We start from the raw sequence: 16,890 nt of genomic DNA on the forward strand, positions 1-16,890 counted from the left end.
TTGTCATTAGTTATTAGCAAAGGACAAATGACTAATGACGAATCAATAATACTTCTGCCTTTGTCGAAAATTTGCTACCGATTCTACTATTCCCAAGGAAATGAAGTTAGTCAGCATCGCAGAACGCCCATAACTCATCCAAGGTAGGGGAATTCCTGCCACAGGTGCTAAACCAACAGTCATGCCAATGTTGACAATCAGCTGAAACACAATCATGGACAAAACGCCAATAGCCAACAAGGAACCAAAGTTATCTTTGGCGGTTTGGGCAACATGCAGTAGACGCAAGCAAATTAAGCAGAAGACAAACAGCACTACCAAACAACCAATAAAACCAAATTCTTCCCCCACTGCGGAAAAAATAAAGTCTGTATGCTGTTCTGGTACAAAATTCAGTTGTGTCATGGGCCCCTTGAACAGACCCCATCCCCAGATTTCACCAGCACCAATAGCAATGCGAGATTGGATTAAGTGATATCCAGCACCGAGTGGATCGTGATCGGGATTCATGAATACAGTTAGTCGGTCTTTTTGATACTCTTTCAAAACATGGTTCCAGGCGAAGACTCCTAATTCGCCACCCAGTATATTGAGAGTCCACGCACCGATAGCACCTAAACCAAATCGACGCCAGGGAAGAGTTTGCCAGCCCACAATAGCCATTGCAACTGACCAAATTAATCCTAATGGCCCAAAAGATAGTTCTTTGAATAAAACTATCGGCTCTGTTAAAGGCCAAGATATACTAAACAAAATGGCGGCAACCACCGGAGAAATCATCAGAATTAACCAGCCTGGGTTAGCATTTGCCCAGTAAAGCATTCCTAAGACGATCGCACCAAATACTAGTGATGTTGCTAAATCTGGCTGCAAAAATACTAATCCCCAAGGTATAGCGGTGATTGCCAGAACGCGGAAAACGCCTTCGAGGCTAGAAGCAGTCCGCCTGTGTAGCAAGGCTGCTAATGTGATAATCATACCGACTTTGGCAAATTCTGAGGGTTGAACGTTAAAGCCGGCGACACTAATCCACCGTTGTGCCCCTTTGGCGCTAGTACCAGCAATCATCACGGCAATTAAACTGAAGTTCGTCAGTGTGTATGTTACCCAGTGCCACTGCATCAAGAGTTCATAACGGATGCGAGATAAAAATAGGGCTATAAGCACGCCGATACCCGCTACCATCCAGTGCCACCACCAGTCAGTTACTGGCTGCTTCAGTTCTGTACTGAGAATCATCAGGCCGCCAAAAATACTGACAGCAATTGGCAAACAAAAAAGTAGCCAATCTACATGCTGCCAGGGCTTAACCCAAGACTTCCAGCGAATTTTGGGGAGCGATCGTTTTAACAACATTGTGCCAGTTTAGACTTTAGCTTTAATTGTTGGGGATTGGGGTTTGAGAATTAGTCAATAATCAATATTTATTCTTCCCCAACTTCTCTAATCCCTAACACCCAATTTCTAGTATTCCCAAGCTATAGCCCAGGAAGTAGATAGAAATCAAAATTTATAATTATGTCAGGGCAGCAACTGATACTTTACCAGCAATAGTAAGAGCGATCGCTGTTAATGCTTTTGCTGAAGCTGAATCTGGATCGCCAACAACTATCGGTACACCGCTATCACCACCAACTCGCGTGGAAATCTCTAGCGGCACGCACCCCAACAGTGGCACTCCCAATTCAGCAGCTGTTTTGGAGCCACCACCGGAACCAAAGATGTCATATTGCTTATCTGGTCGATCGGGGGGGATAAAATAGCTCATATTTTCCACGATCCCCAATACCGGAACATTCATTTGCTGGAACATCCGCAATCCCTTGCGAGAATCTAACAGAGCTACGTTTTGCGGCGTGGTGACAATTACTGCCCCTGCCATCGGCACTGCTTGCGTTAAAGTTAACTGAGCATCTCCCGTTCCCGGTGGCATATCTACAATCAGATAGTCCAGTTCACCCCATTCAACTTGATAGAGAAACTGGCGAATTACACCATTGAGCATAGGCCCCCGCCAAATTACTGGTTGATCTCGGTCAATCAAAAAGCCCATTGAAACTAATTTGACGCCGTGATTAAAAGCAGGTTCCAGGATGTCACCTGTTTCAGTAGAACGCACAGTAATTTGAGCATCAGACAAACCCAGCATGGTGGGGTCATTGGGCCCGTAAATATCAGCATCTAGCAAGCCGACTTTCGCCCCAGTTTGGGCTAGAGCCACTGCTACATTCACTGCAACCGTACTTTTACCAACGCCACCTTTACCGCTGGAAACAGCAATGATATTTTTGACTCCAGAAATGCCAGTGCGATCGGGTAAACTTTTTTGTTGCGGTGTTTCTGCCGTCACTTCTATGCTGACATCTGTAACGCCTGGGAGTTTTTTGACAGCTTTCTGACAGTCTTCGACAATAAATTCACGTAAAGGACAGGCAGGAGTGGTTAATACTAAAGTGAAACTAACCTTACCACCGTCAATTTTTACGTTGCGAATCATATTCAGTTCTACCAGACTTTTGCGGAGTTCTGGGTCTTCCACTGGTCGCAAAATTTCTAATACAGAGTGGGAATCGAGGACATCGTACATAAAAATTCAAAATTCAAAATGAATAAATACACTTGTGGAGAACATCTTAACTATTAACTGGATGCTTTCTTAAGTAAGGTCAGCTAATTTTTATCACTGTTACTGCTGTAATAAAACTTAGCAAATAGCATTATTACCTAATTGAATCTTAACTTCCTTTGGGCATTGAGCATGGAAAAGAGGCAGAGGGGCAGCACTTCTCTACGAGACGCTGCGCGTAGCTTGCTTCGCCGGAGGGGTACGGCACGCTCTGTTACCGAAGGGCAGAGGGGAAAGCACTTACTGCTACTTCTCCTCTGCTCCTCTGCTCCCCTGCTCCCCTGCTCCCCTGCTTCTTCCCCAGTACCTAAAAATCAAAACAACTGTCATTAAGAGATTTTTTCTTACCAGATACCGCTGGTAATGCCGTCTTTTCTACTGCCTCGACTAAAGAGCGTGCAACGCGGTCTGCATAAGGACGGGATAAAGACCAAATCAAGGGCGATAACCAACCCCGTAGCGTTACAGAATAAGACAAACAAGTACCACAAACTGTTGACTCTACTTGGTAAGTTACCCGTTCCTCTATTCCAGGAATCGCCATCACGCGGATACTCAGCATCTCTCTGGGATTGACGCGCTCCACAAAAATTCTGATGGGTATCGGCGAAAAGCGTGTTACAGCTTGAAAAATTAATCCTGGCTTGGGTACTAATCCACGCGGGACATTAGTACTCTTAAGTTGTGGATGCCAGGAAACATCTGTTAAGTCAACCACTTTTTGCCACAGTTCATCTACAGAAGCAGAACTAATCTCTCGATACGTCCACACCAGAGAAGCGCAAAATCGACGACGTTTGCGGTGGATGAATTTGGATAACCAACCTTGCATTTTCCTAATCCTCCTCCCTAGATACTTTCTGGGAAATCTGGTATGGTGTGCAACTACGCTTTACTGCTAAATTAAAACTTTCTCAAAAATGCCCTAAACATAGCAAGCCTCGATTCGATACAGACCCAAACAGCCAACATCAGCAATATGACAAAAAAGTTTTGAGTAGACCAGTCAAATCCTTGATACTTCAAGCTTAAGACTAAAATTTAGTCTTTATACCAGAATATTCCAATTAAGAATTTCAAAAAAAACTAATTCAATATACAAGCCTATACGCATTTGAGGGAAAATAACTCTAGTGATGCCCATCAATCGGATAAATGCTTAACCCAGGAAGAAAAAAGCGGGTTGGGCAAATAGAGCTAGATTGTTGGTGCGTGTTTCCCCCAAATTTTAAAATGAAAAATTTGTGGCTTTCTGGAAATTGTAATTTAGGTTCGGGAATCTATGTTGACCAACTCGCAAACACCAACTGTAGAAGCAGAATCATCAAAGTCTTTGCCAGCACCTGACTCTCAGGCTAGGGTCAGTCAGTTTATGAAACAACTGCAAGACGAAATTACCGAATCATTGGCAAAACTAGATGGCGTGGCTAAGTTTAATGAAGATAGTTGGGAACGCCCAGAAGGAGGAGGAGGGCGATCGCGCGTACTGCGAGATGGTGCAATATTTGAACAAGCAGGTGTAAATTTTTCTGAAGTTCAGGGTTCCCATTTGCCACCCTCAATTTTAACCCAACGCCCTGAAGCCGCAGGGCATGGCTTTTATGCCACAGGAACTTCAATGGTATTACATCCTCGCAATCCTTATGTGCCTACAGTTCATCTCAATTATCGCTACTTTGAAGCGGGGCCAGTGTGGTGGTTTGGTGGCGGTCTTGACTTGACACCTTATTACCCCTTTGCTGAAGATGCGGCACATTTACACAAAACATTAAAGCAAGCTTGCGACCAACACCACCCAGAGTATTACCCAGTGTTTAAGAAGTGGTGTGATGAATATTTCTACCTCAAGCATCGTGATGAGACAAGGGGTGTAGGTGGTCTGTTTTTTGATTACCAAGATGGGCAGGGTGCTTTATATCGCGGGCCAAATCCCAATGGGGAAGCGGCTATTTATAGCAACCAAGTGGGAACACCAGCAACCCGCAATTGGGAAGATTTGTTTGGCTTTGTGCAAGACTGTGGCAGAGCATTTTTACCAGCTTACGTACCAATTGTAGAACGGCGCAATGGGATAGAGTATGGCGATCGCCAACGGAATTTTCAACTCTACCGCCGGGGACGTTATGTAGAATTTAACTTGGTTTATGACCGAGGCACTATTTTTGGTCTGCAAACCAACGGACGCACCGAATCAATTCTCATGTCCCTACCTCCCCTAGTGCGCTGGGAATACGGCTATCAACCAGAACCCAATTCCCCTGAAGCCGAGTTGTATGAAACTTTCCTTAAACCTCAAGATTGGATCAACTGGACACCCAAGTAGTTCTGAGTGCTGTTAGCGGTAGCGGGGCGTTTAGCCCGTGCTGAGTTAGGAGTTAGGAGTTAGGAGTTATAAGAAAGTGATCTTCCCCGGCTGTCTCATTTCCCTCATCTCCCCACTCCCCACTATTTTGGTGAGTTATAACTACTAAAGTTAAGCACTTAGCCGAAAAAGGTGACAAATTTAGCTATAGCTTGTTAATCTCAAGTGACAGCATTAGAAAATTCTGTCACTAGTTAATCTTAAAAGGAATGCCACGGGGAGGGCTTTAGTGATTCATATAGACCAAAAAACTTATACAACCCAAGACGGAAACACCGTTATCGTCTTGACACCATCAGGCCGTCTGGATATCACCACGGCTTGGCAATTTCGCCTGAAGTTACAAGAGTGTATTTCCAAACTCAGTCGCCATGTAGTTGTAAATTTGGCTCAGGTAAATTTTATTGATAGTTCTGGTCTTACATCTTTGGTAGCTGGAATGCGTGATGCTGATAAAGTCAAAGGCAGTTTCCGCATCTGCAATGTACATCCAGAAGCCAAACTCGTGTTTGAAGTGACGATGATGGATACTGTTTTTGAAATCTTTGAAACAGAAGAGGAAGCTTTAGAAGGCGTACCTCGTAGCATTGCCAGCTAAAAAAGAGTTAGAAGTTAAGAGTGAGGAGTGAGGAGTTGATTCAAAATTCATAACTCATAACTCATAACTCATAACTTTATCTTATTGAATACTGATTTCGCTTGGTGTAGCGATAGGGCCCCATAATTGCCCCCCAGGTTGCTTTTCCAGTTGCGGGATCAATTCCTTTGTCGTAGCTGTGAAATTCTGTCGCTGTAGCTGCAAAACCTAAAGAAACATGGATGCTATTGCCAAGATAAGTAAAGCTACAACTAGTCTCTGGTAGTGGGGTAGCGGTAAACTTATAGCGATCGCCAGTTAGTTTCTCCTGAGTAACTGTTAGGATACAACCTGGTAGTAAATCTAATTGTTCGGATGTCAGTGTGTTTAATAGAGCAGGGTTATCACCTGCGCCTTTTAATGCACCTGGATCTTGAGGCATATAATATTGAACTTCCACAGTTGCGTCAGAGTCGCTGCTTTGACGCAACCGGATAATTCGCTGGCGATAAGGTTGATCTAAGGTAATAACGTTAGCCTGTTCGGCAAATAAGGTGATGCTATCTTCTGTAAACAGATTAACTGGTCTTTGCCACAGGCACAGGTGGACATACCAAACTGGTTCTGCTATGGCTTGTTCCCGATTATCAAATTCACCAGCTAGGTACTCACCTAAAGCAATTAACTGTGGCGAGAAGTTCATAAGTACAATAAATAGATCATTAAGGATAATAATTTTTAGCTAGTTTTTCAGGAGAAAGGGTCTTATTTCGTCTAGTTACCAGCTTATAAAATACTTTTGATGTGTATATATTGTAAATGAAACCGTCACCCGCTAAAAGCTCAACTTGGCAAAGTAGCCTTTAAGCGAGAAAATAAAGATACGTCGCCCTTAACATTTCTTTTTTCTTTGTGAATAACGTCCGTACAGTCTCTGATACAAAGCGAACTTTCTACAATCTTCACACCCGTCCGATCAACACTATTTATCGTCGGGTAGTAGAAGAATTGATGGTGGAAATGCATCTGCTGTCAGTAAATATCGATTTTAGCTACAATCCAATTTATGCCTTGGGTGTCGTCACTACTTTTGATCGCTTCATGGAAGGCTATCAACCAGAACGGGATCGAGAATCAATTTTTAACGCCTTATGTCAGGCTATAGAAACAGATCCGCAACAATATCGACAGGATGCCCAAAGATTGCAAGCTGTAGCTAAAGGTTTGCCAATTAAAGATTTAATTGGGTGGTTGGGCCAAACTACTTACCTAGATAGAGATGCTGACTTGCAAGCAACCCTACAAGCGATCGCCAATAATCCTAACTTTAAATACAACCGTTTGTTCGCAATTGGTGTATTTTCGTTATTAGAACAGTCAGATCCCGAATTAGTCAAAGATGAAAAGCAACTCACTGAGGCGCTAAAAGCGATCGCTGCTGGCTTGCATCTTTCTGATGACAAACTCAACAAGGATTTGGAGTTATACCGTTCTAACCTAGACAAAATGGCGCAAGCGCTAGTGGTGATGGCAGATATACTCTCAGCCGATCGCAAAAAACGCGAGCAACGTAAACAACAATCAACTACCCCAGTTGCTCCCCCAAGTTCCAACGAATAGTTAGAATTTGGCAGTGATGAGTTAGGAGTTATGAGTGAGGAATTGTTAATAACTCCTAACTCCTAACTCTTAGCTTTAGACGCCCAATATTTTGTAGATTAAGCTGTTAATTATAGTCAGCGTAAATGCCCCAATAACAGCACTCCAAATCCCGTAGCGCAAGCGAAAGCCCTCTACTAACCAAGCAGCAATACTAAAACAAACCACGGCAATCATAAATGTGAAAATGCCGGATAATAAGTCCAAAGTGAGTAGGTTTGGTACTGCAAAAACGAGACTTAAAATCGGTCTGACTATTGCCGTCACGATACCAAGCACTGCGGCAGAAAGAAACGCTTTACCAGGAGTATCAATTTCAACTCCCAAAGGCAACTTACTAATTATCAACAAGCTGATAGCTGTTACTACCCAAACAATTAAAAGCGTCACGATATTCATGCCACAACCCCTGATACTAATTAGTAATTCGTAATTCGTAGTTCGTAGTTCGTAGTTCGTAATTAGGACACACTGAAGCACGCTTGATACAAGCGCTTTTCAATCTGTTAACCTATTTGAACATCCTTCCCCAATTTGGTATGAAATGTGGATGGTAATTGGTGATTATGTTCCTCAATCTATAGGTGGAAAAATCTTTAAAGCTCAACCAATTATTTGTAAATTAGCAGCTTTTTTTTCTTTAGCCGAGATTTATTCTAGATATCTTTAGGTTTGCTAAAAGGCTTGAAGGGGGAATTGGGAATGATGAGTGGGGGACAAGGAGACAAAGAGACAAAGAGAATAACCTATGCCCCATCCCCAATTCCCCATTCCCCTATCTCATCTTTTAAGAGGAGGTTGGGTTTGTTTAGGTGCTACAGGCGCTTGAGGTGTTGTTGAGTTAGGAACCACTGGAGAAATACTAGGATTGATAGGACTGATGCCTTGCCCAGTTGGAGGCTGAGTAATGCTAGGAAAGGGTACAGAATTAGGTGCTAAGGGGAATTTTGGGGTAATATTCCCTTCGGGATTGATTCCTGGAAGTGGCGCAGCACCAGGATTGATTGGGAAAGAAGGGACAGCAGGCTGGTTAGGCGAGTTTATGGATGGTTGAGATGGGCCAGGAATAATTCCCAAAGAAACGCGATCGCCCCCTACTTGTCGTAGCAAATCCAATGTCTCAATCACATCATTGTAAGTTGCTGTGCGCGAAGCATTCAGCACGACAATGGCATTAGGGTTTGCTTGGAGATACTGTTTTAAACTCTGCCTCAAATCTTCCTGTTTTACAGGCTGTTTTTCTATGTAAGTATTGCCCACAGCATCGATGGTAACAATCACACTTCCACTCTGTGATGTTATTCCAGAGACTGTACTGGGGCTGGCTTTAGGCAAATCAACATTTATTGCCTGTTGCCGTGTAAATTGTAAAGCCGCTAATAAAAAAAATGTCAGGATACAAAAAACGACATCAATTAAAGGGATGATTTGAATTTGGACTTCTTCAATTGGAGTATGTAGATTAACTTTCATGTCTCACTCTCAAGCCTGTTCAGGGGTTGAATTATTGACTATTAATTAGGTGTATTTGGGGGTTCAGGAGGTTCAGGAATTCTAGTCTTTCCTGGCTTGCGGGGTGGAGTGAAATTTTCTGGCACAATTGCTGATGTCCTATTGCTAAAGTCAGGAGGAGACTGGCGATAGAGCAATTCCATCTCATTCCCTGCCTTCCGAAAAACTTTGACTTGGTTGACTACAAAACTTTGAAATAGGCGGTAAAATACCAAACTAATGATGGCAACTATTAGCCCACTTGCCGTACTAATTAAGGATTCACCAATACCAGTAGTCACCCCAGCAGTAGATTCAGTTCCCAAATCGCCAATCCGAATTGAGCGCAGAGACTGAATTAAACCCAAAACTGTGCCCAACAATCCCAACAGTGGCGCAAGGGCAATCACGGCTTCTAAAAGTTTTTCGCCCCTGCGCATCCCAGCTAATTCGTCTTCTGCTGTAGCCTCCAGTGCTAGTCGAAAGGTTTCCGCATCAGTTTTCGCAAAACGTAGAGGGGCGTAGAGAAAACGCCCGACAGGCTGATGGCTTGCAAGTCTTGCGATGTCCGCAGCTACTTCCCAATTATCCTGGGCAGCATCTAGGATACGATCGACTATTTGCTTTTCCTGAGTCAAAATTCGCAACCAGAACCATATACGCTCGAAAATGACACTCAAAGCCAGAATCGAGAGAACTAGCAATGGCCACATCGCTGGCCCACCCTTGTAAAACAAATCTAAAATATCCACTGTTTAAATTTCCTCCCTCCACGACTAAAGCAAATGTGTTAAGGCATTTTAATTCTAGAGATTAATGCAAAATGAGGGACTTCCAAAATATAAATTTCTCGAAAACCAAAAAAAACAGTGCAAAGATGGTACAAACTTGCTGCTGGGTAGGCAATTGAATGATAGACCGATAATTTTTGGCATACTTTTGCTAGACTTCCTTGTAATACCAATTTGAAAAAAGAATGCAATACATAGATAAGACCCTACCCAACCCTCTCCAAGGCTTCGGGTAGGGTGTGCATCAGTGAGGGTGGGTGTCTGGTCGCAAACATTTTTTGAATTGATATAACCTGAAGTTTCACCATAGGATATTTTCACGTAAAGGAGAACAAATTTTGGCAGCAGTCCGAGTCCGTCAGCATGTTAATCCACTTGGTAAAAAGTATCAAACACCAGCAAGTCCCCAAGACTGGGAAAAAATTTATGCAAAGCCAAATCAACCACTACATTTAGATATTGGCTGCGCTAAGGGGCTGTTTTTGTTGAATATGGCCCAGATAGAACCCAACTGGAATTTTCTCGGCTTGGAAATTCGGGAACCGCTGGTGGTAGAGGCGAATAAGTTACGTTCTGAATTAGGCTTAACAAACCTGCACTATTTATTTTGCAATGTGAATAACTCACTGCATTCACTTTTATCTTCCCTACCTCTAGGAAGTTTAAAACGCGTTACTATTCAATTTCCCGATCCTTGGTTTAAAACCCGCCACGCTAAACGTCGTGTAGTGCAACCAGAACTAGTGGCAGACTTAGCTAAGTATCTTGCGGTTGGGGGGTTGGTATTTATGCAATCAGATATGGAATTTGTGGCTGTGGAAATGCGCGATCGCTTTGCTGCTAATTCAGCTTTTCAGAAAGTTGGTGCAGAAGAATGGCTAGCGAAAAATCCGCTACCAGTTCCTACAGAACGGGAAATAGGCACGCAAAAAAAGGGTGAGCCTGTCTATCGAGCTTTGTTTGAAAGGGTGAAGAGTAATGACTAGAGATGTTAGTAATACCAACTCTGCCTCCCATTTGGAATTTGAAGTTTTCTCGATCGGCCTTGAAACGATTTACTCATATAGACTTAAGTCTTACTTTTTATATTGCCGTTAAATATTACCCATTATTTGGAAAAGTCTTTGGGACATAAATGTTCTATTAAAGGTTAAAAAAATAGTGAAATATTATTTGATAATTGGTGCAGAAGCTTAGTGTAGAGTAATTGATAGATACACAAACCTTGATAAATAAATAGTGTTGGCTAAAAGTGTCGATTTCTTAATGGGTGACATAAAAGTTTTATTTATGTCTATTCAAAATTTTCAAAACATAATTAAATCATTTTGCTTATACCTAGAATATAGACAAGATTATACCATTTTGGATTTTAGACTTCGGCTACGCTCAGTCGAACGATTTTCGATTTTGGATTGTGAAACATCCATTGGATAAGTGTTTCAGTTTTCCATCTGTCGCACTCATTTTTCAAATTGGTATTAGGCAATTAAAGTACTTAGTTATTCAGCAAGCCCTATCTAGTTATATATTCTGAGGAAAAGCAAAATGGAAGGCAAGAACAAGAATTCAAATATTCAATTTGAAATTAACAATCTAATTGATAATGCTGTTAACAATGCAGTAGCACGACGGAACCTAAATCAGGATTCAGAAGATGCTTTACTAACTCTGCCTGATGAGGAAATGGCAAACGTTACAGGTGGTTTTGCAATCGTTGCAAGTACTTCTCTTGTGAAGACATTGCCGACCATTGCAGGTGGCATTATTTTGAGAGAACCGATTACTTGTGGACTAATTGCACAAGATCCCAACTTGGGCGCACAAGCCTTTTAAGTTGCTAGTAACTATTAAACTCTTGGACATTTAATTTGCTTATTTAGGTTGATGGAGAGCAGTCTGACCTGAAACTATCTGTAAATCTCCATCAGCTTAAAAATACAATTCACTATAGGTTCAATTTATGGAAGACATCGCTACTGAAAAGACTATACTTTGCCCTAGTGCAAGACCAGAATGGCAGGATAGTGTTGTTTTCGGCGTCGTTGGTGGCACAGTCACAGAACCCCGCATTGCTTATCTTAAGCAGCCACAAGCTGTCACAGATGAACTAATAGCAAAAGCTAGTCCGGTAACACCCACTGAAATTTTTCGGACGGCTGCACCCTGTGCAACTAAGGGTTGTCAACATTTTGATGGTAAAGATTGTCGTCTGGCAATGCGAGTTGTAGAAAATTTGCCAACGGTAGTAGAGGATCTACCACCTTGTTCTATACGCCGAAATTGCCGATGGTGGGAGCAGGAAGGTAAGGCAGCTTGTATGCGTTGTCCACAAGTTATTACAGATAACTACAATCCCACTGAATTATTAGTTAAAGTGGCGACACCAACTGTTGATTAAACAAAGCTACAAAGTTTTTTCTATTTCCTGTCTTCGGTCTACATACAGCAGTTTTCTTTTGCATGAGGTACAAAGTCACTGGTTTTGAGGCAGGAGGCAGGAGGCAGAAGGCAGGAGGCAGGAGGCAGGAAGCAGAAGAATAATTTGGTTTGTGAATTCTTGGTTCTGTACCTCATTTAGTTGCAAACTGCTGTATTGTTGTGGGGAGACAAAATACCCTGAAAGGATGCCATTCCTTTCTGCATCCTAGCCCTTTTTATCGCCCCACAAATATATTAAGTTTGATGGTTAGAATTTTTCAAATTTTGCAACCACGCTTGAAACAACGAGTCCATAATTTGTTCTCTCACTGCTTGATTCAATTCTATCGGGAACCACTTTTCCACTCTCATAACGTGATACCCCACTTTTGTTTGCACAGGGCCAATAATTTCACCTTCCTTAGCTTCAGTAAGAGGTTTGGCAATTTCCGGTATCAGTTCTACTAAATAGCGAACTCCTACAAAACCGCCATTTTCTTGTGACTGCTGACCCTTAGAATGTTCCAAAGCCAAAGCACAGAAAGAAGCTTGTCCTTCGCGTAGAATTTGCACGATTTTCCAAGCAGTTGCCAGATCGGTAACCAGAATTTGCGATAGCGCTACCCGTCTATAGTTGTCGCGGTTGGAAACATAAGCGCCATCGACTGTTGCACCGAATAGATGTTCTTTAAGCTTCTTCTCCAACAGTACTACTTTAATTCCTTGCGACCACTCATCTACACTAATGCGCTGCTCCTCCAGCCATGCACTAGTTTCTGCATTTCCCCATAACTTGCGTTCCAAGCGAAAAGCATCGCCAGCGGCTTGCCATTCATCATCAGATATTTCAATTCCTAACTGGTTGCAGTTAGCTAAAACTAATGCCTCACGTTCAGCAGCGATCGCAATTTCTGCAAACCTAGCAGAATGACGCAGATATGTCAAAATTTCTGCATCGGTTGCTAGATGGGCTTGCACGGGTTCGTTGGTTAAAACCTTGAGCGGTAAAGTTTGTTCTAATTGTTCTGTCATGGCTTGATGATGTTTAAGTAATATTGTTTTTCTTTCTACCTGCCAACAAGCAAACGTTCTGTAGGGATTTCGTGAGGTTTGATGCGGTTGCGATGTAAGTCACCATAAAGGTTGAGGTAGTCGATTTCTTCAGGGGTAAGTTTGCCCTTTTGCACACCCTGAATCGCTGCATCTACGTGTTCGCGGTTTAACAATCCTGTTAAGGCAACATCAACAGAGTTTTGACTTAAAGAATAGCGATATAAATCTGGGACTGAAGGTTGCCAGCATCCATCTGGTAGACCAACAGGTGGTTCCCAAAGGGCATTAAACATACCTGATGACTTAAAAGTAACAATACCAGGTCGATGAGGATCGTTGGCATCCAAATGGGGGAAAACCTTTCTTTGGGCTGTACGATGTGCCACGTTGTGCCTCACCATCGCAACATCCAAAAAAGGGCTATTTAGCCACTGTTTTGCTAAATCGTGGTCGTGAAAAGAAGCACCAATATAGCGCACCACACCCATTTCTTTCATCTTTTCGGAAACACCAAATACTCTTTCTATTTGACGCTGAGTTACTGACCCCGGACCACGGATATCGTCTGAGGCGCTAATGCACTTCTCAAAAGCAGGATGATTATGCTCATCAATCCAGCCCCAGAAAAACACATCAATATAGTCAATACCCAGATCGATAAATTGATCGTATAAATAGGTGAATGCTGTGTCTGGGGTTCTAATCATGTAACTGACAGTTGCCAGAACTACCTTCTCACGCATTGAGGAACCGCGTCCGCATAATTGACGGAGTGCAGGACGCATGGAACTATAAAGATATTGATGTAAATCGCTGGAGTAGAAAAAGTAGTTGATGCCTTGGTCGAAGGCGTAAAGGCTATCTTCACTGGAGATGTGGCCTCCACCTCCTAGTCCTAAACAACTAACAGTTAAGTCAGTCCGTCCAAGTTTGCGGTAAAAAGGTAAATCTGATTGAGCAAATCTACTATTAGCAATGGCAAGTTCTTCAGCAGCTGTTAACTGTGGCTGAAAATCGGGAGTCTGAATATCAGGAGCAAGATTAGTAATTTTCATGACTTTAAAGCTGGATAAATATCATCAGATTTGGCATTGAGGTAAGGACGTTGCAGATCAATTTCCAGTGCGGAGAATTGTGCCAAAATTGATGCCATCCGACCTTCTGGCGAATTATCCTCTTGCTCCCAAGCTTTTATCAAACCATTGGTTATAATTTGACAGCGATTCATCCCAAAGCTTTCTTTTTCGCCAAATTTCTGATCTGGTTCTTCAGCGATCGCTAACCCTGGTGCGATAAGTTTAGTAAATAAAGGCACTTCTGACAGAAAATGAGATTGGTGTTCTGTATACACCTTTTCTAGTACTGGGTGGACAACTTCATAGTTGTTTTTGTCAAAGTAAAGCACCGCTGAGTCGTGACGCCCATAATCTGAAGGGTTGTACAACGCTTTAAAATTGAAAGGAAGGGTGATGGCATTAAGTTGGGTAGTCAAGCTTTCCATGACTGCAACTGCACCATCAGTAGTTAAGTTGAAATAGACTCGTACTATATCTTCACCACTGTAAGAGCCTGCATTGCTAACTGCCATGTAAAAACCGTTTTGCACTAAATTTTTGGGCAGTTTGATGGCAACTGTATTACCTACAGTCACAGCTTCGTCTTGCGATCGCAAATGTTTAGTGCGGTCAATGTGCAGAGTTAAACCACCCTTGTGTACAGCTAAAGCACCATCTGATTCTTCTTTTACTGCCAGCCAATCAGGGCTAAAATAGCCTTCGCCCTTGTTGCTTTCATGAAGGCGATTGTAAAACACTACATCCACACCTAGAAAGGTGTTATTTTCTAAATTTTGGTTAACGGCTAAATTTGTTGTTTCTCCTTCAAGTGCTAAAGCACGTTTTAAGGAACCGTTGTAATAAATGCCGTAGAGAAAATTAGATAGTTGGGCGTTTAAATATTTATCTTGTACATCTGAGGGCAATTGCTGAAAGCGTGAGAGTGTCTCATCTGTTATTTCTAGGGGTTTATAGTCGGGATGGTTAATAGAAAATTTGGATTTTATCTGAATTTTATTAACAATATCTTCCAATGAATGCTGCAATGACTCTGGAATAGCTGCTAGTTGTATTGGCAACGGATCTAGTAGTTGCATAGGTGCTTGCCTTTAATTAAGGGGAGATAAGCTTGTGGATTTGATGCTCCCACAGCTAATTAAGATACCACATATAGAAGACACAATTCCTTAAGGAATATTACGACTAGACTGGTATAAATCAGACGGATGTATTAAGAGAGTTAGCTATCTTTATGTAGTCGAAGACTTATTCAGAATCGACTTTGAGACAATCGATCTTTTTTACCTTCATTAATCACTAGCCATTGTGATATCTATTGAAGCGAAACTCTCAACATTGTAAGTTCTGATGCTTGCACTCCAAAAACTGTAGGGATTGATGCTTCTGGACGACACAATAAAGACTTAGCCACTTGCAGCATACAGATACCTGTATTACCAAAAGATTTTTGGTATTGCAGTGTTGATTGAATAGCGATAATCAAATTCCAACCAGCAAACTGTACGACTCGTTGTAAAAAATCAGGATGATGCTCTAAGATTTCTGGAAAGTGATTTAAATATGCGATCGCTAAAGCAGCAATAGAAGGTTGGATTATCTCCAAGGGTGTCGTCGCCATCCGCAAGGATTCATCGATACTCATGGTTTTGCTGGTAATCATGCTACCCAACCAGATATGTAAATAGCTACCAATGAGTGTACCTAAATCAAAAGCTGGATCTCCCCAACTACATCTTTCCCAATCAATTAATCTTATCGTGCTGTTGTCAATACCTTCTTCCCAATCATCAGCCACAAGAATATTATTCAATTTCAGATCATTGTGTGTTAGACAACTGGGTTTTAAAGAATTTCCCAGTTCGGCTATGGCTTGGCCTAAACTGTCATATCGTTGATACAGAGAAAAGAATTTTAGACCATCAGCAGGAACAGAACCAAAAATTTCTGGGCTAATTCGTCCCACATTTTTAACTAAATGCTTAACCGGATCGCTAGCTTGATTTTTCAAGGATAAAGAGAAAAAATCTTGATAATCTTTATGATTGAAAGTTAAGCTATGGATGCGGGCTAAAATTGTTCCTATAGCAGAGGCTATTTCTAAGGGATAAATATTTTCCTTACCATAGAAAGCCATCACATCACGATATTTATCTAGGTAATTAAAAATAATAATTGAATCATCGGGATTAAAGTTAAGTCCCTCTGATATCCAGTCGCGCATTTGACTTAATTCTGGAAATTTCTGGGCAAATTCCTGAATTTGCCATTCTCGCAAAAACTCACCAGATGCTTTCCCATCTAGGTTGAGAGGTTCTTGCTTGATCAGGACTTTACGACCGTCTGGAAAAGTCAGTAATAAGTTAAAGTTTTTAGCTGATTTCGGCTCAATTTTGGTATTAGCTTCGTTGTCTAATCCACAAAAACCACATAATTTTAGATATTCTACAACATTTTCTGAACTTAATATCATAGCCATATATCAGGTCATTTTCTAGAAAAATCTATTTCTATAGGACTCATATTTGATTTCTGAAAAAACTCAGTACACCTTAAAAAGCCTTCTTTCCTGTTCCCTATTCCCTGTTCCCTGACTACGTAGATCGTTTCAAAAATCAAACCTGATTCCTATATTTTAAACAGGACTTACGCAAAATCATTAGAAAACTTAGACGCGAAGCGGCTTACCGCAGGCTACCGCCAAGTACGCAAATGAATAAAAGGATGTTTGAAAAGATATTGGGCTAATGAATTCGCTACTACACAAGCGTTCGCGTAGCGTCTCGCAGAGAAGTCCACGGAGGTAGACTAATAGAAAATCAAGGATTTTTAACCCA

The 16,890-nt window shown here is 41.8% G+C and carries 17 protein-coding genes; 6 read left to right on the forward strand and 11 right to left on the reverse strand.

The features are described from left to right. Nucleotides 1-42: 42 nt before the first annotated feature. From rodA to ACM0OX_RS01310, 3 genes are all read right to left on the reverse strand, one after another. Nucleotides 43-1,356: a rod shape-determining protein RodA gene (gene rodA, locus ACM0OX_RS01300; protein WP_414512410.1), complete on the reverse strand. Its 1,314-nt coding sequence runs from the start codon at nt 1,354-1,356 to the stop codon at nt 43-45. 160 nt (nt 1,357-1,516) lie between these two features. Continuing rightward, entirely contained in the window at nt 1,517-2,587 is a 1,071-nt protein-coding gene (locus ACM0OX_RS01305) for an Mrp/NBP35 family ATP-binding protein (protein ID WP_414512412.1), read from the reverse strand. Nucleotides 2,588-2,933: 346 nt separating this feature from the next. Then, nucleotides 2,934-3,458 (reverse strand): SRPBCC family protein, encoded by a 525-nt coding sequence (locus ACM0OX_RS01310; RefSeq protein WP_414512413.1) that lies wholly within the window; start codon nt 3,456-3,458, stop codon nt 2,934-2,936. A gap of 450 nt (nt 3,459-3,908) precedes the next feature. On the opposite strand from ACM0OX_RS01310, the gene hemF reads away from it, so the two are divergent. Then, on the forward strand, nt 3,909-4,949 hold the full coding sequence (gene hemF / locus ACM0OX_RS01315; protein WP_414512415.1) for an oxygen-dependent coproporphyrinogen oxidase: 1,041 nt from the start codon (nt 3,909-3,911) through the stop codon (nt 4,947-4,949). Between the two features lie 268 nt (nt 4,950-5,217). Then, nucleotides 5,218-5,586 carry an STAS domain-containing protein gene (locus ACM0OX_RS01320; RefSeq protein ID WP_094351701.1) on the forward strand — a complete coding sequence of 123 codons (369 nt, stop codon included), beginning with the start codon at nt 5,218-5,220 and terminating at the stop codon, nt 5,584-5,586. Between the two features lie 76 nt (nt 5,587-5,662). Here the strand turns inward: ACM0OX_RS01320 and ACM0OX_RS01325 are convergent, their stop codons facing one another. Next, the gene (locus ACM0OX_RS01325; RefSeq protein WP_414512417.1) at nt 5,663-6,268 is read right to left on the reverse strand and encodes a chromophore lyase CpcT/CpeT; all 606 of its coding nucleotides are present in this window, start codon (nt 6,266-6,268) and stop codon (nt 5,663-5,665) included. Between the two features lie 209 nt (nt 6,269-6,477). Here ACM0OX_RS01325 and psb29 point away from each other — a divergent pair, with 209 nt between their 5' ends. Beyond that, a complete protein-coding gene (gene psb29, locus ACM0OX_RS01330; protein WP_414512419.1) occupies nt 6,478-7,185 on the forward strand; it encodes a photosystem II biogenesis protein Psp29 in 708 nt (235 codons plus the stop codon). A 75-nt stretch (nt 7,186-7,260) separates the two neighbouring features. Here the strand turns inward: psb29 and ACM0OX_RS01335 are convergent, their stop codons facing one another. From ACM0OX_RS01335 to ACM0OX_RS01345, 3 genes are all read right to left on the reverse strand, one after another. Then, nucleotides 7,261-7,623: a phage holin family protein gene (locus ACM0OX_RS01335; RefSeq protein WP_334720518.1), complete on the reverse strand. Its 363-nt coding sequence runs from the start codon at nt 7,621-7,623 to the stop codon at nt 7,261-7,263. Nucleotides 7,624-8,004: 381 nt separating this feature from the next. Next, nucleotides 8,005-8,697, reverse strand: coding sequence for a biopolymer transporter ExbD (locus ACM0OX_RS01340; RefSeq protein WP_414512420.1), 693 nt, complete (start codon nt 8,695-8,697; stop codon nt 8,005-8,007). A 41-nt stretch (nt 8,698-8,738) separates the two neighbouring features. Then, nucleotides 8,739-9,467, reverse strand: a complete 729-nt coding sequence (locus ACM0OX_RS01345) for a MotA/TolQ/ExbB proton channel family protein (RefSeq protein WP_414512421.1) — start codon at nt 9,465-9,467, stop codon at nt 8,739-8,741. A gap of 377 nt (nt 9,468-9,844) precedes the next feature. Here ACM0OX_RS01345 and trmB point away from each other — a divergent pair, with 377 nt between their 5' ends. From trmB to ACM0OX_RS01360, 3 genes are all read left to right on the forward strand, one after another. Beyond that, nucleotides 9,845-10,492 (forward strand): tRNA (guanosine(46)-N7)-methyltransferase TrmB, encoded by a 648-nt coding sequence (trmB, locus tag ACM0OX_RS01350; RefSeq protein ID WP_414512423.1) that lies wholly within the window; start codon nt 9,845-9,847, stop codon nt 10,490-10,492. A gap of 562 nt (nt 10,493-11,054) precedes the next feature. Beyond that, nucleotides 11,055-11,342, forward strand: coding sequence for a hypothetical protein (locus ACM0OX_RS01355; protein WP_414512425.1), 288 nt, complete (start codon nt 11,055-11,057; stop codon nt 11,340-11,342). 127 nt (nt 11,343-11,469) lie between these two features. After that, nucleotides 11,470-11,907 carry a nitrogen fixation protein gene (locus ACM0OX_RS01360; protein ID WP_414512426.1) on the forward strand — a complete coding sequence of 146 codons (438 nt, stop codon included), beginning with the start codon at nt 11,470-11,472 and terminating at the stop codon, nt 11,905-11,907. A 275-nt stretch (nt 11,908-12,182) separates the two neighbouring features. Here ACM0OX_RS01360 and ACM0OX_RS01365 read toward each other — a convergent pair whose 3' ends face one another. From ACM0OX_RS01365 to ACM0OX_RS01380, 4 genes are all read right to left on the reverse strand, one after another. Beyond that, entirely contained in the window at nt 12,183-12,959 is a 777-nt protein-coding gene (locus ACM0OX_RS01365) for a peptidylprolyl isomerase (protein WP_414512428.1), read from the reverse strand. 35 nt (nt 12,960-12,994) lie between these two features. After that, nucleotides 12,995-14,035, reverse strand: a complete 1,041-nt coding sequence (locus tag ACM0OX_RS01370) for an aldo/keto reductase (RefSeq protein ID WP_414512429.1) — start codon at nt 14,033-14,035, stop codon at nt 12,995-12,997. Continuing rightward, nucleotides 14,032-15,132 carry a T3SS effector HopA1 family protein gene (locus ACM0OX_RS01375; RefSeq protein ID WP_414512431.1) on the reverse strand — a complete coding sequence of 367 codons (1,101 nt, stop codon included), beginning with the start codon at nt 15,130-15,132 and terminating at the stop codon, nt 14,032-14,034. Before ACM0OX_RS01375 ends, ACM0OX_RS01370 begins: the two co-directional genes overlap by 4 nt. A 236-nt stretch (nt 15,133-15,368) precedes the next feature. Continuing rightward, nucleotides 15,369-16,532, reverse strand: a complete 1,164-nt coding sequence (locus ACM0OX_RS01380) for a phosphotransferase (protein ID WP_414512433.1) — start codon at nt 16,530-16,532, stop codon at nt 15,369-15,371. Between the last annotated feature and the right edge of the window lie 358 nt (nt 16,533-16,890).

Origin of the sequence: Nostoc sp. PCC 9305, from assembly GCF_963920915.1 — a bacterium.
Taxonomy (GTDB): domain Bacteria; phylum Cyanobacteriota; class Cyanobacteriia; order Cyanobacteriales; family Nostocaceae; genus Nostoc.